Raw genomic sequence first — 17049 nt, 5'->3', positions numbered from 1 at the left:
TTAGCCCTGAGCACGATGATGCACTTTACCCTGTGCCATGGCTTCTGGAACTACTAACTGCTTCGGTGTAGGCGGCTTATCGCCACCCTCTTTCTGAACTTGCTTCAACTTAAATGCCCACGCCAATACTTCAGCGACGGCGGTATATAACGCCGCAGGAATTTCACGGTCGATATCTACATTGAAATACAATGCTCGCGCCAATAAGGGCGCTTCCAATCTTGGCACCCGATGTTCCGTGCCCAACTCACGAATTTTCGCCGCAATCGCATCGGTACCTTTTGCCACCACCCGGGGCGCTCCCATGCGCCCTTCGTCGTACTTGAGCGCAACTGCATAGTGCGTCGGGTTGGTGATAATGACATCTGCTTCCGGTACTTTCGACATCATTCGTGAGCGCGAAATTGCCTGCTGTTGAGAACGAATTCGGGCTTTCACATGGGGATCACCTTCCGTTTCTTTGTGTTCCCGCTTTACTTCCTCTTTCGTCATCTTCAATTTTTTTGCATGGGCGTATAACTGATACGGCACATCAATTAACACCACAACAATCAACGTCAGTACCATCAGTACTGCCGCATGCGCTGCCAACTGCAAAGCATGAGTCACGGCCTGTTGTACTGGCTGCTCCATCAAGCCGAGGTATTCTCCCCGTTTTGAGAGCAAAAACCAAACCAGTACCCCACCTACCAAGGTGGTTTTTGCAATGGCTTTGCCAAGCTCAGCCAAAGCTTGGCTTGAAAAGATACGCTTTAAACCTTTCGCTGGGTTGAGCTTCGACAGTTGCGGCTTCATACCCTTTGCCGACACTATCCAACCACCTAGCAGGGCCGGTGCCGTTAAAGCCAAAACGACCATGAGCGCAAACAATGGCATCAACGACCATAAGGTGCGCTCGGCCAATTCAAATACATTCGCTAACATCGGCTCGGTTTCAAATGCTTGCTGGCGCTCGAACAAAAATGCGCCCTCCATCACCAAACCAAGTTGTTCATACAGCAAACTGCTCAGGCTATAGAGCCCAATCACACCGCCAAGCAATAGAACAAAGGTGGTGAGTTCCCGCGATCGTGCAACCTGCCCTTCTTCCCGCGCTTTTTGTAGCCTTCGGGGTGTGGCGGGTTCTGTTTTTTCCTGATCGCTGTCGTTTTGCTCTGCCATCGCTTGCCTTTATTACGGACACTCTGGGGGAGTTAGCGGTTATTCTGCCGTAAAGCAAATGAAAGTGAATGGAAAAAAAGCGCCCCATTGAGGGCGCTTTTCTATCGGTTTAACGAAATAGGAAGGATTTAGCTATCTGGTTCGAGTAAATGCTCGGGGAGTTCGCCGCTTTCAATAATTTCCTCAATTTCTCGATCTTGCTCAAGTATTCGCTCAAATTCTTCAGCATCTCCCGGGAATAAGCCTTGGCGACGAATAAACTCAGCCGACACTGGTGTATGCAAAATGAGTGTAATTCGACGGTTCATCGGATCACGCGGGTCCGCATCGTCAAGTGGCACGCGGTCGGCCACTCCAGAGACTGAAAGTAGTTTTCCGGGCTCGAATCCGCCGGCTACTAGCTCACGGCGCGAGGCATTTGCCCGATCTGCCGAGAGTTCCCAGTTACTGTAACCAGCTTCTCCGCCGGAATATGGGATGCTGTCGGTGTGACCACTAATAGTCAACTCATTCGGAACTTGGTTCAAAAGCGGCGCTACGGTACGCAATAAATGGCTCATATAGGGCGCAATATTTGCACTGCCTAATTGGAACATGGGCCGTTGTTCACTATCCAATAATTGAATCCGTAAGCCTTCCCGGGTCATGTCGTAACGCAGCTGTGATTGTAACGCGCGCAACTCAGGATCTTGCTCAATAGCGCGTTCGATCTGACGTTGAATATTCTGAAAATGACGACGCACATCTGAGGGTCTGCTTTCTCTTCGATAGTCAATGCGGGCACGCTCACCCTGGGTATAAATTGGGTCAGGTCCGCCACCTTGAATCGCGCTCGTACTGGCTGACGATCGATCACCACTGGCCATAGCCACCACTAGGGGCGTACGGAAATACTCGGCGATACTTTCTCGCGCATCATCGCCGGCCATTGAGATAATCCACATCACAAGAAACAACGCCATCAATGCGGTCATAAAATCCGCTAGCGCTATTTTCCAGCTGCCGCCGTGATGTTTCTTTATCACCTTTTTGCGGCGTATGATTATCGGGCGATGTTCTTCAGCCATAAGTACGACTCAGCTTAGGATTCCGCAGGGCGATTGCCGCGTACGTGATCTTCAAGTTCATTAAAGGAAGGGCGTTCCGCAGTATCGAGTGCTTTACGACCGAATTCGACCGCGAGTTGCGGCGCATAGCCACCCATGCTCGCTAACAAGGTTACGCGCATACATTGGAGTGCTTTTACGGCTTCCGCGATCTGGCGTTCCATCCGCGCTGCCACTGGGTTAATGTAGCCATAGCCCATCAAGATACCGAGGAAGGTTCCCACCAAAGCGTGCGCAATCATCTCACCCATCACGTCCGGCGATGCATCCGCATAGGTGAGCGCTTTTACTACCCCGAGTACCGCCGCAACGATACCGAATGCGGGCATCGCGTCACCCACTTTATGTAAAGCATCAGCAGGGACATGCGCTTCTTCTTCGAAACTTTCAATTTCATGCAACATGAGTTCATCCAGTTCTTGTGGATTCATATTGCCGCTAATCATGAGTCGCAGGTAATCGGTGAGAAAGTTGGTCATCATGCGATCTTCGAGAATGGTTGGGTGTTCCTGGAAGATGGCACTCTCATCGGGCGATTCAATATCCCGCTCCACTGCGAGCATACCGTCTCGACGCATCTTATTGAGAATTTTGTACAGAACCGACATCAACTCCATGTACATCTGTTTGTTGTACTTGGTCGTGCGCTTTAGTTTTTTCGATGCGTTTAATGTCGCTTTAATGCCTTTGGTATTGTTCGCAGCAACAAATGCCCCAAGCCCGGCGCCGCCGATCATGAGTATCTCAAGAGGCTGATAGATGGGCCCAAGACTGCCACCTGCGAGAACGTATCCTCCAAATACTGAGAAGGTCACGATTAAAAAACCTATGACAATTAGCACATCTACACCCTCGCGTCTTATTCATCCGATGGTACGGAGCGGACTCCGCTTCATATCGGTTATCGACCTAGGATACGGGAACTTTAGATTTTTAATCGGGAGAATTCGCGGCTTTTGTCACCGCTTTTCTGGCTTTCTTCGGTTTTCCGGGCTTTCCGGCACGTGATGGGGGTTGGCAGATGCCACACACATAATCCGCATCAGGCGTATGTGCGTGATTTACAAATTCGAGATTACACTGGGTACAGCGTGACAATTGAAACATATTGCTTTCAAAAAATCGTAAGAGTGTCCAAGCGCGGGTCAAACCTAGCACTTGCTCTCCCGAGGTGTTTTGAACATGTTCATTATATAAACGATAGGCTTTGGTAAAGGCTGTCATCCGATCAATACCCTGACCTTCGTGCAAATTCCGGTACATGGAATAAAAAAGTGACGAATGGATATTTGGTAACCAGGTTAAAAACCAATCAGTGGAGAAGGGAAGTAAGCCTTTCGGTGGAGATTCACCGCGGACTTCTTTATACAAGCGAACCAACCGACCGCGGTTAAGTGAGACCTCAGACTCGAGAACCTGTAGGCGTGCGCCGAGCTCGATAAGCTCGATCGCTAACTGCACTTGGGTCATCTCATCAAGAAGCTTTTTGTCAGTCATTCTGGTCGCCGCGTTATCTACTATCGTTGCCGCTGCTCATCCTTAGCAGCGTACGATTGACATTATCCACTCACAGAATAATGACTTAGTTCGTCGAAGCCATCAACATCGCTAAATGAGTTTGCGTTAACCCAGTTTCGCGACGATTTCGCAGAATATGCGTAAGCTGTTCCGCATTTTCAGCGCAAGGACGCAGTACAAATTGGCCTTGGGTCGCCAGCCAGGTAATTTCTCGTACAGACATCGACTCGATTAACTCGGCCATTTCAAGCGTAAGCTTCAGTCGAAAAATGGCAGCATCGCGATCTTCTGCGATCATTTTTTGCATGAGCAATAAATAGGCAAGGTTGAGTTCTTGGAACTCTTCCAGAATTGTTGTTTTTTCCAAAACCGATCTCCTCTTCCCGCGAACGGGCAAGTTGTAGATGCAATCGTCATGTATGACTTTTTATTATTATCTGTGGGTATTTATACAAACATATTCACAGTGAAACACTCGAAGAAACTTCTACGATGAGTTTCAATCATCTTTACATTAACTTTATATAACGATTCTACTGATCAATGCACTGAGGGAAAACCCCTGATCTTATGTAAAGATGTTAAATTACTGACACAATATTGATTATTTTTTGATCGTATGGTCAATCTTTACACAATTTGGCGGTTATCAGAGATCCTCACCACTTGTATCGTCATCGGCTACATCCTTAAGCCACATCAACAACTCAACCAACACTTCTTTTACATGCTCTGGGATATAATCATCTGGGTTTAGCTGCATGAGCAGCCCAACTAATTCCGGCGCATCGTGCACATATATATCATGTGCGCGTGCTTGTGCAATAATTCTTTCTGCAAATTCACCATAACCTTGCGCGAGAACCTGAGGTGAATTGCCTGCTTCATCATAGCCAACCGCAACGGCGCCCCGGCGGCGATCCCAAGAGGAGTTACTCATCGCTCGCTCCTTGTGATCCAATGACTTTTGTTTCTACAACAACCTCAGATAACCCTAGTCGATTTAATCGGTTACGTAAATCATTTTGCTTATCTTCGAGCCGATGGATTACATTTTCTTCGGCAGTGAGTTGTAAGTGTAATGAGTTTTCTTGCAACGCTAAATGAACTACCAGATGCCCGAGCCCTTTAACCGTTAGTTCGATATCCGAATGCCACACTTTTTTGCGCTTGCGTGGCTCGGTGTCATCCTGTGCTGTCTTGTGCGGCTCTTCCCAAAACGCGGGCTGTAAGACGAGCGCCATAAATAAACCAGACCACACATCGCCTTCCCAACGCAACACGGGTGTCGATAACACTTCCAGTTGATGACGCACAAGGGAATGCATTGCTTCCGGAACCTGCACGCCAATCTGCCGCATCGGAATCCCTTCTTGCTGTTGAATCTGAGTGGCAACTTGCATTTGCGGTTGTTGCTGCAGGCTCGACCGCGGCACTTCGCCACGTAACCATTTACTCAATGTGTGTTCATAGAACACACCGCTGGTGCGAATACTTTGATTCAGTCTATCCCCAAGCAGCGCAGACGTCGTGCTTTCCACCGATTGAATCAGCGGCATACTCGGCTTAATCACCGAGCCCGGCCGTGGATAATGAAGAAGAATATCGGCGATGGCGCGACCCGCATGACTCAGTTGCGTTTGTGCGCTGGCATTTGGGACGTTTTGAGTGGGCAAGGTCGGCATTTGCGGCGGTAGGCCACGGGAGCCAACTCTTAATTGCGGTTGGATATTATGCGGTTGCGACTGGGCACGGGAATCCGTACGAGAATCACTTTGTAATGCACGGGGGCCTTCACCAGGCTCTACGGGACGAACCGGCTGGTTCAAGTTTTTCTGGGCGCTTTGGTCACCTTTCGGGCCAAGCACTTGATGCAGTAAGGTATCCAATAATGGAGTGATGCCGCTCATCGTCCACTCCTTATGGTGAGCCTATCGCTTTCAAGTAGTGCGATAGGCCTCGTCGACTTTCTTTTTCTGACTGGCGCTGGTTAACAATTTTTCGAGTTCAGCACGGCGTTGCGCTAGGCGTTCGCGAATTTCACGATCTTGCTCAAGAAGCTGTTCCAACAACTCAAGCTTGGCCGCTTGCTGATCTTCATTCAGCATGGCTTCCATTTCGTATTTTTGCAATCGATCCACCTCAGCCACGTACTGTACTTCGCTGTCGATCAGAGCCGTCCAATCATCGCGGCGCGCATGGCTTAACATGGTTTCTGAAAAGCCAAGAAGTCGGCGGTAGCTTGCAAGTACCTCCTCCCCTTCCATGACTGGTTTCAAATAAGCGCGCGCTCCCATCAATTTACGCTCCTGCATCCGCGCTAGCTTGGCGTCCAATTTCTTTCCAAGCTGAGCCGATGTCCTCGAGTAATCTTGCTGCCTCATCTAATAACGCCTCATCATTTTTCAGATTAGCCTTCAACAACAAGGAGCTGATATAGGTGTACAAACTCTCGAGACGTTCCGCGAGATCGCCGCCTTTTTCTTTATCCACTGCTGCCAACAAACCACTATTGACGATATCTATTGCCTTGGAAATGGCTTTCCCTTTTTCGGCAATATTCCCGTTACTCATATGTAAACGGGCACTTTTAATTGCTTGCTGAGCTCCATCAAACAGCATGGAGATCAGCTGGTGAGGGCTAGCAGACAGTACGTTACTCTCTACACTGACTCGTCCATAAGCGGCTGCGCCGCGCATTGAATACATCACACGCCCCCTTTTAATTCCGACCTAACTGCGCGTTCATTATGTCGAACTGCTGCATCAGATAGGAGCTGGTCGAATTCATTCGCGCCACCATGGAATCAAGCTGCGCAAACTGTGAGCGATAGCGCTCAATGGTGCGGTCGATGCTGTCTTCCATGCGCTCAAAACGTAAGTCCAATCGGCGCATACTATCTTGCAAGCCCTTGGTGCTATTTTTGATTGGGCCGTCGCTCTGTAGTAACAACCCAACACTGCTGTTCAACTTACCGGCCAATCCAGTGTCACGAGATGATCCGGCAAAAAATTCGGTAAGCCCGGTCATATTCGACGACGTCAGTTCACCTAGCTTGGCTTCGTTCAGTTCTAGGGTGCCGTCGAGTTTCATGTCGATGCCAACATCGCGCAACATGCGCATATCGCCTTCAGACACGCCGGCACTCATCACACTGCGCAAGCGCTGCTGAACGGTACGTAACGTGCTATCGCCGAGTAACTCGCCGTTGGTACCACCTTCACCACCGAACCGTGTTAAATCTGCCATAGTTTTCTGCAGGGTGTTATACGACTTTACGAAATCTTTAATCGCGTCTGTGGTGAGTTCTGTGTCGCGGGTGATGTTTACCGTGGCTGCGCCCACTTCTTCCAAATCAAGGGTAACGCCCTGAATAGCGCCCTCAACGCGGTTGCTCTGACTCGTAATAGCAACGCCATTCACGTTCAGTTCCGCATTTCGCGCTGCAATTTCGGTATTGGCATCAAGATTTAACTGGCCATTCAGATCGCCACCAAAATCAATCGACGTAATGGCAGCTTCGGTGCCAGTTTGTGCAGACGACATCACCAAACGATAGGGCGTGCCGCTGCCGTCATTTACGATGGATGCTTGCACACCGCTATTGCTTTGATTAATGGCATTGCGAATATCCGTTAGTGAGCTCTTCGCAGGATCAATCTCAATAGAAACCGCGTCGCCATTCCCTAGGGTAAAGTTCACTGAACCGCCGCCGAGTTGGGCGCTCTGATCAGCAACACCAGCCGTGGCAATACTGTAGGCTTGTGCTCGTTGTGTCACATTAACGCTAAACGTACCCACAGGCGCGTTGGATCCTGCAGCGGCCTTCACGGCACTGCCGCTCACTTGGCTGGAAACACCATTAAAGGTAGCGGATTGATTTAATTTCGCGGCTGCTTCACGGAAATTGGTCAGGGCACTCTCGAGTTTCCCGAATGCGGAAATCTTCGCCTGCTGAACACGTTTTTGCTGTGTAATAGGTTGAAGCTTCTGACGTTCAGCTGCCTTGAGCTGATCGAGAAGTCCATTGAGGTCCATTCCAGAACCGATACCTAACGCAGAAATAGAAGCCATGGTATACCTTCGATAAAATTGGGATCACGTAGAACGAGTATTGCTCTTTTTACGCCATCCTGAGTATTTTGTCAGCTTTCTGTGGTTAATTAGCGCTCAATAAGCCACAATTTAACCCGCTTATTCGATTTATCGGCGATGCCATAAAAAACTTTAACTGCAGCTTTCGACCTGAACATTAGCAGTCCGCTCCTAAGACTTCGCGGATCTCACCCAACTCACCCAGCTTGTCGCCTTCAATCACGTCGCCTAGTTCGTCGTCTGGTGGGCCTTCATGGGTGGTGAGTTGCACTGCGCTGATATGGCGCTTTTCATCCAAACTAATAACCCAAGCAAGTTGCCCTGATTTGTACTTCACCAGCGAGCCCACTGGAATCACTCCAAAATGACGGATATAAGCCTCAACCCAGTTTCGATCAAATTGATTCTGGTTTGTCAGCAAGTAGCGGTAAGCATTCTCCGGCGTTAACCCTGCCCGGTCAGCCCGTGGCCGACACATCGCATCCACCGCATCAACTACCATGGCCATCCGCGCTAGTTCGCCCAAATCATTTCCTTTCAATCCCAGCGGATAACCCGATCCGTCGAGCCGTTCATTCACGCGCTCAATGACACTCTGCACTACGGTTGGTGCCAACCATTTGCATTTATCTATTTGATTAATAAGCAGCGCAACGTGGGATTGCATACGCACATAGGAATCGCGACTTAAGGTGCTTGCCTTCCATAACGACGACGGCAACATGCCCTTACCCAAATCGTGAATCATGCCGCAAGCGACAATAGCCTTTAAAATATCGCGAGGAATCTTCGCACGGCTTTGGGCTAAATCTGCCATGCGCAGGGCAACACTCAAACCATGGGTCACCCAGGGCGATTCCCGATGAATGCAACGCAACGCAAACAAGGCGTCCTCGCGGTTATCCATTAATATATCCAACAACCGATCCGCATGCGCCGATAGCTGAATGGAATTCACATCCTGACTTTGCCGTAACGCAACCATCTGGCTATCGAGATAACCGGCGATGCGCGCCAACCTACGAGCCATCGGCGTGGCATACTTGTGCCCTTGCCGACGCCCCAGCGCAACCGGGTTATCGCCTTTTTGTTCAAACAAAGGTGACGGCGAGCGATTGGCACCATCACCCGCAGAACGTGATGCCTCACGTTCGATTTCGCGAACGAAGTTCCACAATTGCTTTTCTTTTTCATTGCTGGGGTTAGTAAACTCAAAGCCAACGGTGAGTACTTGCCGGTCGGAGTCTGTTTTTATATGGCGCACATCTGCATCAATCGGAAACACGGTACTATCGGGGAAACAGATTTCCAAAGTAACGTGCATTTCATTGAGCACTTTTGACGCCCCATCTTGGGCGTAAAAATCGGTGAGACAGCCGGTTGCGGATAAATCACGCAAATCACCCATTAACTCGAGACGCTTGGATTCATCTTCGTCGTCGGTGCGTAAACGCACCCCCACGTCCATACCAATGCGCAGTTGCGCACGGAAGGCAGCGCGGCGCTGCCTTAAATCGAGACCTTCAGGCCAATCCGATTTGCTTTTTAAGCGGCCGTTATCGTCGACAAAATCTCGCATCTTGAGCGGCGAGGAGCGAATCATGCCGGCGTGGCTTTGGCCAAGGAGAATATATTCGACGCCGCGTCTTAATTTGGGCGCGAGATCGCGAATGGCGGTGAGATCGTATTCAATATACTCGTTATCTTCTAAATCCATCAGAACGATCGGAAACGCCTCAGCCCCAGGCACATTCAGCCGAATCGAGGCCGCTCCCGGTTGCATCATGGTTTCCAACAAAGCAGACATTTCTACTTTGCTCGATACGGGTGAATACTCTTCTTCTTGCACAACCACACTCCATTGTTGTTCGTGGCAATTAAATTATCGGCGTTCTTATAAAAAACTAAAGAAGAAAAAGCGCCCTTCTTAAGGCGCTATTCGAGCAGCGGCTCACTACTTCCCTGTACATGAACCTGCGCTCGACTTACCTATACCCTATGTATACCTTTATCTACTCCGGCTGTCTTTACAAAACCACAAGATCCCCATGCGCACAGCGTTCTGGGAGCAAAACAACTGGTTTCTATACCCTTTTCGAAAATTTTTTTAACAACCGCCTAAAGTTTTTTTTAGCCACTCCGATAACTAGGGGTGACGGCAGGCCACCACGCCGGCCATTTTTGAAAACAGAAGGAATAAGACTATGTCAGTAATCAATACAAACATGACCTCGCTGATTGGTCAGCAAAATCTACAGAAGTCTCAGTCTGCACTGCAAACTTCTATGGAGCGTCTGTCTTCAGGCCTGCGTATTAACAGCGCCAAAGACGATGCTGCTGGTCAAGCCATTGCCAACAAAATGACTGCGGAAATTCGTGGTTTAACACAAGCTCAGCGTAATGCAAACGATGGTATCTCATTGTCGCAAACCGCTGAAGGCGCGTTGAATCAAATCAACGATAACATTCAGCGTATCCGTGAACTTACGGTGCAAGCACAAAACGGAACTAACTCAGCAGATGATATCGCATCAATCCAAGCTGAAGTTAATGAGCGCTTAGCTGAGATCAACCGTGTTGTTGATCAGTCCAACTTCAACGGTAACCCAATTTTTGATGGTGGCGCAGACTTCAACATTCAAGTTGGTTCTAAAGATGGGCAGGTAATTACTATTGAAGCAGCTGCATTTACTACTACCGGGTTTAATGCGTTAGCTGGTGGAGCTCTAGAGAATTTCGATGTTACCACTCAAGAAGGTGCTGACCCAGCCACTGATCCAGGTGCACTTGCAATTCTAGATGACGCACTTAGCGCAGTAGATGGAGCTCGTTCAACTCTGGGTGCGGTTCAAAACCGTCTTGAGTCTGCTATCGACAACATCGCAACTACAGTAACTAACCTTTCAGCTGCCCGTTCACGTATCGAAGATGCGGACTACGCGGTAGAAGTGTCAAACATGACCCGTGCACAGATTCTTCAGCAAGCTGGTACTTCAGTACTTGCTCAGGCGAATCAGGTACCACAGTCAGTATTGTCACTATTAGGTTAATTCATACCGGGGTAAGCTACCCGCTAATGAATTCAAAGGCGCCTTCGGGCGCCTTTTTCTTTGACATCTTTTTACCACTGAGTTGCGTATATACTTAAAAAGTAACTCATACGGTAAGAGCGGTTTATGACAACACAACTTACGATTTTCTACGATGGCCAGTGTCCGCTCTGCGTGCGCGAGATGAAACATTTAAAACGCCTGGATAAACACCAGCAGATCGCCTTTGAAGATATTCTTGAAGACGATTTTAGCGCACGTTATCCCCAGGTTTCTGTGGCCAAGGCAAACACCATCTTGCATGGCCTTACGAGTCGTGGTGAGATGCTGTATGGTCTCGATGTCACGCACGCGGCGTGGTCGTTAGCTGGACGCGGTTGGCTGACCGCCCCCTTGCGTTGGCCATTCATTGGTTGGGTCGCCGATAGAGCCTATCTCTACTTTGCGCGCAATCGTTACTCCATTTCCAAATTGTTCACCGGAAAATCGCGCTGCGAGCGCTGTTCCATCGATTAATTCAGCCATTGCTTTTGCACAGTAGCATTCCTTCCTGTGGTCGTTATAATCGGATCACCACCCCGTCACTACAAGGATGATCATGAGTCCACTCTCTGCACACGAACGCATTGGTAAAGGCATCCTATTTATGATTCTCGCGGTGCTGTGCTTTTCGTTAATGGATGTGGCCATGAAACACCTCGCCGGGCACATGAGCGCCATGCAAGTGGCATTTTTCCGTGGTGCCATGTCGTTACCCTTTATTCTGCTTTGGTTGGTGGCCACCAAATCATTGGCCCGAGTGCGTCCGCGCCGAATTCATTTGCACCTTATCCGCGGCGGCATCAGTATTATTTTTCTTGTTCTTACCGTCATTACCCTGCGCGAGCTCCCGTTAGCCAACGCCTACGCCATATTTTTCGTCGCCCCGTTGCTGATTACCTTGCTGTCGGTTCCCTTATTAAAAGAAAAAGTCGGTATTCATCGTTACGGCGCGGTGCTCGTTGGCTTTATTGGCGTACTTATTATGCTCAACCCCAATGCCATGGGGTTCCTTTCCTACGGGGTAATCATTGGTTTGTTGGCTACCTTGGGATATGCGCTGGTGATGATTCTCGTGCGCTTAATGCATCGCACCGAAACCTCGGAATCATTGATGTTGTTTTTCGTACTGAGCCTATCGCTGGGGTGCGGGTTGCTCGCATTGTTTGATTGGCGGCCGGTTACCCTTGGGGATATTCCTTGGCTACTCGGGCTTGGCGTATCTGGCGCTATTGCTCAATACCTGCTCACAGAAGCCTATCGCATGGCGCCACCAGCAGTCTTGTCGTCGTTTGAATACAGCGCCATGATTTGGGCCTTGGCCTTGGGATATTTATTTTGGGGCGATTGGCCGGGGCCGTGGGTTCTCGTGGGTGCGGCAGTGGTTATTGCCAGTGGCATTTATATCAGCCATCGCGAAGCCATGCGCAAAAAACACCTGAGCTCCATCGAACAAAGCAAACTTCAGCACTAAAGTATTTAGCGGCCGTGCCGATAGTAGGCTTAAGTAACATTCGTTTGGAGAATGCTCTGATGACCACACCCATTAGTGAACTGTCCGCCAATTGGCCGGCAGCATTTGCCGCATCTGAGCGCCAGCGCTTGGAGAAAGCAATCCAGCAATTACCGGTAAATAAAGGCTCTGCTGATACTGGTCGTGAGTTTAATTTACAGGAACTGATTCCGGCGATTCAGCAGATCAACGAAGTGCTGAGCTCGTATGACGTGCGTTTTGAAGTGGCCCAAAGCAACCCACCAATTGTGATTCAGGTAGTTGATGGTCGTTCTGGTGAAGTAATTCGGCAAATTCCGTCGGAAGAGATTGTGAGAGTGTCGCAGCATCTCACTGATTTACGCGGTGTCTTGTTTCGAAGCGAAGCCTAAATGTTGAACACGAACAACAGCCAATCTCATGATTGGCTGAATCCGGTTATACGTTCATATTCATAATTTCTTTGTACGCGCCCACTAACCGGTTACGCACTTGCACACCCATTTCAAATGCCAGTGATGCTTTTTGCATGTCGACCATCACATCATGCAAGGCAACATTGGGATCGCCCATTTGAAACGCTTGCTGTTTGGTTGCTGCCGCATTTTGCAAATCATTAATGCGGTTAATTGACGATTTCAGCTCTGTCGCAAAGCTTGCTTGGGCACCTGGCGTGCCTTGGTTGCCTGCGATCTGTGCTTGCGGTTTTTGCCCAGTCGCCTGGGTTTGTAATGCCTGCATTTGTTGAAGCGCTGATTGAATTCCTGCAACACTCATACAAAAAACCTCTCGTCTTAGTTCCGATTCCTGCGACGCTCGCTTCCGTCTTCCAAGCTTGCGCGATAAAGGAGCCGGTGTGTCACCTTTGATGGCAGCAAGAATAGCAGCCCCCTCTCCAGACGAACGCTCTAATTAAGCAAAAAAAAGTGGCTTATTTATGCATTTGATTGCGCGTGCCCTCGGGATAATGACATCCATGAAAAAACCCTCCGCCCTCTGGAGCTTTAAATTAGGTAGTGCGACGAATCCATGGATACGACGATGAATCAAGCAACGCAGCCCGGCTCAACAGCAACAGCTGCATCAAACGCAACAACCGCGCCACAGTCGTCTTTAGAGAGACTGGTCACGCAGTTGCGTAGTGGTGCATTGTTACCGTTATTGATTGGTGGTGCTGCATTCATTGCAATCGTTGTTGCTTTAATCATGTGGGCGTCTACCCCTGAATATCGCGTTTTATACTCGAATCTCACGGAAGCCGACGGTGGGCGTATCGTGAGCGAACTGGAAAACCAGCGTATTCCCTACCAGCTCACGGGCAATGGCAGCACCATTATGATTCCTGGCAATCAGGTGCATCGCGTGCGTTTGAGTATGGCCGAACAGGGTTTACCCCACGGTGGCAACATTGGCTTTGCACTGATGGACAACCAATCGTTTGGTATTAGTCAATTTAGTGAACAGGTCAATTTCCAGCGGTCTCTTGAAGGAGAGCTGGCCAATTCCATGGAGTCGCTAGGCCCTGTGCAACGCGCACGCGTGCATTTGTCTATGGCGAAGCCTTCCGTCTTTATCCGCGACCGCGAGCCTGCTAAAGCATCTGTTGTTCTTTCCTTGCATCCCGGCCGCACGTTAGCGGACGGTCAAGTGATGGCCATCGTTCATATGGTATCTAGTGCAGTGCCAGAACTGAGCGCTGACCATGTCACTGTGGTTGACCAACTCGGCAACCTGCTGTCAAAAAATGGCCAGAAATCTGATTTAAGTGGCACCGAACTCACCTATACAGAAGAAATTGAACGTACTTATCAGCGCCGTATCGAAGAAATTCTCGCTCCCATTCTCGGACGTCAAAACGTGCGTGCGAAAGTGGTCGCCCAAATCGACTTCTCCCGGATAGAAGAAACTTCGGAACGCTTCACGCCAAACCAAACGCCGGAAACAGCGGCGGTGCGCAGTATTCAAAGTAATGTGAGTTTTGCCGGCGATGGCGACAGAGCCCAGGGTGTTCCCGGCGCGTTGTCGAATACCCCTCCAGGTGTTGTAACCGCTCCTATTGAGACCCCTGCAGAAGCGGCTGAAGAAGAAGCTAATGGCGTTCAGGGCGCCATTACACGCGGACAAAACAGCGTGCGCCAAGACAACATTGTGAACTATGAAGTCGACCGGAACATTGCCCATATTCAGCACCAGCGCGGCCGTCTTGAGCGTCTTTCCGCGGCTATCGTGGTTAATTATCGTGATGGTGTCGACGAGGAAGGATTACCGGTTAAGGTCCCTCTCACAGATGAAGATTTAGCCCGTATCGATCGTTTAGTTCGTCAGGCCATGGGCTTCTCAGAGCTTCGTGGTGATGCCCTTGAAATTGTGAACAGTGCTTTTGTCACCACCGATGAAGAAGTCGGCGCTCTTCAACGTGAGTGGTGGGAGCATCCAGAAACACAGCGGCTGATTATGCAAGCTGCCCGATATGTCCTCGCTGGTCTCGGTATCTTATTGTTCTATCTATTGGTGATGCGTCCGATTCTGCGTCGTTTTGTTGGTCCGGTTAAATCCCGTGCTGATAACGACGATGCGGACCAAGAGGTTGTGGCCACCCGTCGCAGCACCTTCCAAGCCATCGCTGGCGATGACGATGATGCCTCTGACCCAAGCGACGCCGTTGACACTGAAGAGATGAAGTTCAACTGGCCGAAGAAGAAAGACTTGTCGTCTTATGAGCAAGCACTGAAGAAAACGCAAGAAATTGCACGGCAAAAACCACGTCAGGTGGCTCGCATTGTGCAGAATTGGTTACTAGAAGATGAGAGTGGGCGCGATGAAATCCGTAGATAACATGACTGGCATTCGCAAAAGCGCAATTCTCCTGCTTGCTTTGGATGAAGATACCGCCGTGGATGTATTTAAGCATTTTCAGCCACAGCAAATTCAAAAAATCAGTAAGGAAATGACACGCCTGCAAAATATTTCCCATGAGGAAATTAAGCTGGTTTTGGAAGAATTCCACGAAGATTTATCGAACTCTCCGCCGGTGGACAAGTACGACGGTTATATCCGCTCTGTACTCACCAAGGCCTTAGGTAGTGAGCGCGCCTCAACGCTCATCGAAGATGTGCTTGAGCAGAAGGCGGGTAACTACGGAATCGATGCACTCAATTTAATGGATGTGCCTGAGGTTGCCGAGCTTATCCGCGACGAACATCCACAGATCATTGCCACTATTTTAATCCATTTGGATCGGCAACAGGCCGCTGGCGTACTTGAATTATTCGAAGAGCGTCTGCGTAACGATGTGGTGCTACGTATTGCCACATTTACTGGGGTGCAGCCTGCTGCGTTACAAGAGCTCACAGAGGTTCTTGGCGGTATGTTGGATGGTCAAAACCTCAAGCGCAGTAAGATGGGTGGCGCGCGCACCGCAGCAGAAATTCTGAACTTAATGAATGCGGGCCAAGAAGATACAGCGTTGGAAAATATCCGTGCCTACAACGACGAACTGGCAGCAAAAATCGTCGACGAGATGTTCCTATTCGAGAACTTGGTGGACTTGGACGACCGCAGTATTCAGGTGCTTCTCAAGCAAATCGATACCAACGTATTGGTCATTGCCCTCAAAGGTGCCGAAAGCGAATTGGTCGACAAGTTCCTCAGCAATATGTCACAACGTGCAGGCCAGTTGGTTCGCGAAGAGATGGAAACCCGTGGCCCGGTGCGTTTGTCACAAGTGGAAACCGAACAAAAAGCAATTCTTGCCATTGTTCGCAAGCTGGCCGACTCTGGCGAGATCATGTTGAGCAGCGGAGACGATACCTATGTTTAAACCCTTCTCTGCACATGACGAGCAACAAGAACGCGCCCGTCAGGACGAGACCGGGGTTATGTCTGGCGATGCATGGCGTCGCTGGAACATGGATGATTTATCCAGTAAACGGCCTGTGCATGCGCAACATGCGAATAGCGACAGCGCCGACACGTCAGCCGAATTTATTCATAACGCAGAATTAGCGGCATTAAAAGAACAAGCACGCAAGGAAGCTTGGGAACAAGCCTATCAAGAAGGCTTAAAAGCCGGCCATGATGAAGGCTTTACCAAAGGCTACCAAGATGCTCAAGATGCCGTGGCCCAAGAAAAAGAAGCACTGATTGCTGAAACACTCACCCCGGTGACGGCCTTGGCCAAGGAATTCTCTGATGCGCTCAATCAGATGGATACCTTGATTGGGGAATCACTGGTGGAACTCGCGTTGGCCGTCGGCACGCAACTAGCGCGCACCCAGCTCGATATGCAACCCGAGCAAATATTAAATATCGCTCGCGAATTATTACAAAGCGATCCGGCTTTTACCGACAAGCCTCGACTTCACGTTCACCCGGATGATTTCGCGTTGATTCATGAGCATATGCGCGAAGAGTTACAGATTGCTGGATGGCATTTGCAAGCCGACGAGCGTATGGCTCGGGGTGGCTGCCGCCTGACAAGTCACAAAGGTGAACGCGATGCGTCTTGGGAAACGCGCTCAGAAACCGTACGTAAACAATTACGCACACGGCATACGGCGGAGGATAGCGAATGACCACTACCTCAGC

19 protein-coding genes are annotated in these 17049 nt (G+C 49.6%); 7 read left to right on the top strand and 12 right to left on the bottom strand.

The annotated features are described in order from the left end of the window. The 11 genes from flhB to FM042_RS07555 form a co-directional block, all read right to left on the bottom strand. Nucleotides 1-1161 carry a flagellar biosynthesis protein FlhB gene (gene flhB, locus FM042_RS07605; protein WP_143235825.1) on the bottom strand — a complete coding sequence of 387 codons (1161 nt, stop codon included), beginning with the start codon at nucleotides 1159-1161 and terminating at the stop codon, nucleotides 1-3. A gap of 128 nt (nucleotides 1162-1289) precedes the next feature. Then, complete coding sequence (gene motB, locus FM042_RS07600; protein ID WP_143235824.1) at nucleotides 1290-2228, bottom strand: flagellar motor protein MotB; 939 nt, start codon at nucleotides 2226-2228, stop codon at nucleotides 1290-1292. A gap of 14 nt (nucleotides 2229-2242) precedes the next feature. Next, entirely contained in the window at nucleotides 2243-3109 is an 867-nt protein-coding gene (motA, locus tag FM042_RS07595) for a flagellar motor stator protein MotA (protein WP_143235823.1), read from the bottom strand. A 91-nt stretch (nucleotides 3110-3200) separates the two neighbouring features. Then, nucleotides 3201-3764, bottom strand: a complete 564-nt coding sequence (gene flhC / locus FM042_RS07590) for a flagellar transcriptional regulator FlhC (RefSeq protein ID WP_143235822.1) — start codon at nucleotides 3762-3764, stop codon at nucleotides 3201-3203. 85 nt (nucleotides 3765-3849) lie between these two features. After that, entirely contained in the window at nucleotides 3850-4152 is a 303-nt protein-coding gene (locus FM042_RS07585; RefSeq protein WP_143235821.1) for a flagellar transcriptional regulator FlhD, read from the bottom strand. 282 nt (nucleotides 4153-4434) lie between these two features. Then, nucleotides 4435-4725 carry an EscU/YscU/HrcU family type III secretion system export apparatus switch protein gene (locus FM042_RS07580; protein WP_143235820.1) on the bottom strand — a complete coding sequence of 97 codons (291 nt, stop codon included), beginning with the start codon at nucleotides 4723-4725 and terminating at the stop codon, nucleotides 4435-4437. Then, nucleotides 4718-5695, bottom strand: a complete 978-nt coding sequence (gene fliK, locus FM042_RS07575; RefSeq protein WP_143235819.1) for a flagellar hook-length control protein FliK — start codon at nucleotides 5693-5695, stop codon at nucleotides 4718-4720. Before fliK ends, FM042_RS07580 begins: the two co-directional genes overlap by 8 nt. Nucleotides 5696-5725: 30 nt before the next feature. Continuing rightward, nucleotides 5726-6100: a flagellar protein FliT gene (locus FM042_RS07570; protein ID WP_221931508.1), complete on the bottom strand. Its 375-nt coding sequence runs from the start codon at nucleotides 6098-6100 to the stop codon at nucleotides 5726-5728. After that, a complete protein-coding gene (gene fliS / locus FM042_RS07565) occupies nucleotides 6087-6494 on the bottom strand; it encodes a flagellar export chaperone FliS (RefSeq protein WP_185960736.1) in 408 nt (135 codons plus the stop codon). Before fliS ends, FM042_RS07570 begins: the two co-directional genes overlap by 14 nt. 13 nt (nucleotides 6495-6507) lie before the next feature. After that, nucleotides 6508-7860: a flagellar filament capping protein FliD gene (gene fliD / locus FM042_RS07560; protein ID WP_143235817.1), complete on the bottom strand. Its 1353-nt coding sequence runs from the start codon at nucleotides 7858-7860 to the stop codon at nucleotides 6508-6510. Nucleotides 7861-8038: 178 nt separating this feature from the next. Continuing rightward, nucleotides 8039-9730 (bottom strand): HD domain-containing phosphohydrolase, encoded by a 1692-nt coding sequence (locus FM042_RS07555; RefSeq protein ID WP_143235816.1) that lies wholly within the window; start codon nucleotides 9728-9730, stop codon nucleotides 8039-8041. Between the two features lie 355 nt (nucleotides 9731-10085). On the opposite strand from FM042_RS07555, the gene FM042_RS07550 reads away from it, so the two are divergent. The 4 genes from FM042_RS07550 to FM042_RS07535 all read left to right on the top strand — a co-directional run bounded on the left by FM042_RS07550 (nucleotide 10086) and on the right by FM042_RS07535 (nucleotide 12854). Next, complete coding sequence (locus FM042_RS07550) at nucleotides 10086-10931, top strand: flagellin N-terminal helical domain-containing protein (RefSeq protein ID WP_143235815.1); 846 nt, start codon at nucleotides 10086-10088, stop codon at nucleotides 10929-10931. A gap of 126 nt (nucleotides 10932-11057) precedes the next feature. After that, on the top strand, nucleotides 11058-11447 hold the full coding sequence (locus tag FM042_RS07545) for a thiol-disulfide oxidoreductase DCC family protein (RefSeq protein ID WP_143235814.1): 390 nt from the start codon (nucleotides 11058-11060) through the stop codon (nucleotides 11445-11447). Nucleotides 11448-11529: 82 nt separating this feature from the next. Further along, complete coding sequence (locus FM042_RS07540; protein ID WP_185960735.1) at nucleotides 11530-12444, top strand: DMT family transporter; 915 nt, start codon at nucleotides 11530-11532, stop codon at nucleotides 12442-12444. A gap of 59 nt (nucleotides 12445-12503) precedes the next feature. Further along, on the top strand, nucleotides 12504-12854 hold the full coding sequence (locus FM042_RS07535; protein ID WP_143235812.1) for a flagellar protein FlaG: 351 nt from the start codon (nucleotides 12504-12506) through the stop codon (nucleotides 12852-12854). A 46-nt stretch (nucleotides 12855-12900) separates the two neighbouring features. On the opposite strand, the gene fliE is transcribed toward FM042_RS07535, so the two are convergent. Then, nucleotides 12901-13239, bottom strand: coding sequence for a flagellar hook-basal body complex protein FliE (gene fliE, locus FM042_RS07530; RefSeq protein WP_143235811.1), 339 nt, complete (start codon nucleotides 13237-13239; stop codon nucleotides 12901-12903). A 264-nt stretch (nucleotides 13240-13503) separates the two neighbouring features. On the opposite strand from fliE, the gene fliF reads away from it, so the two are divergent. The 3 genes from fliF to FM042_RS07515 are packed head-to-tail and all read left to right on the top strand — an operon-like array spanning nucleotide 13504 to nucleotide 17036. Further along, nucleotides 13504-15297 carry a flagellar basal-body MS-ring/collar protein FliF gene (fliF, locus tag FM042_RS07525; RefSeq protein ID WP_232366402.1) on the top strand — a complete coding sequence of 598 codons (1794 nt, stop codon included), beginning with the start codon at nucleotides 13504-13506 and terminating at the stop codon, nucleotides 15295-15297. Continuing rightward, nucleotides 15281-16282, top strand: coding sequence for a flagellar motor switch protein FliG (fliG, locus tag FM042_RS07520; RefSeq protein ID WP_143235809.1), 1002 nt, complete (start codon nucleotides 15281-15283; stop codon nucleotides 16280-16282). Before fliF ends, fliG begins: the two co-directional genes overlap by 17 nt. Beyond that, entirely contained in the window at nucleotides 16275-17036 is a 762-nt protein-coding gene (locus FM042_RS07515) for a flagellar assembly protein FliH (protein ID WP_143235808.1), read from the top strand. Before fliG ends, FM042_RS07515 begins: the two co-directional genes overlap by 8 nt. Nucleotides 17037-17049 lie beyond the last annotated feature (13 nt).

The sequence above is a fragment of the Aliidiomarina halalkaliphila genome, from assembly GCF_007096385.1.
GTDB classification, from domain to species: domain Bacteria; phylum Pseudomonadota; class Gammaproteobacteria; order Enterobacterales; family Alteromonadaceae; genus Aliidiomarina; species Aliidiomarina halalkaliphila.
This window is presented reverse-complemented; position numbering and strand designations above follow the sequence as displayed.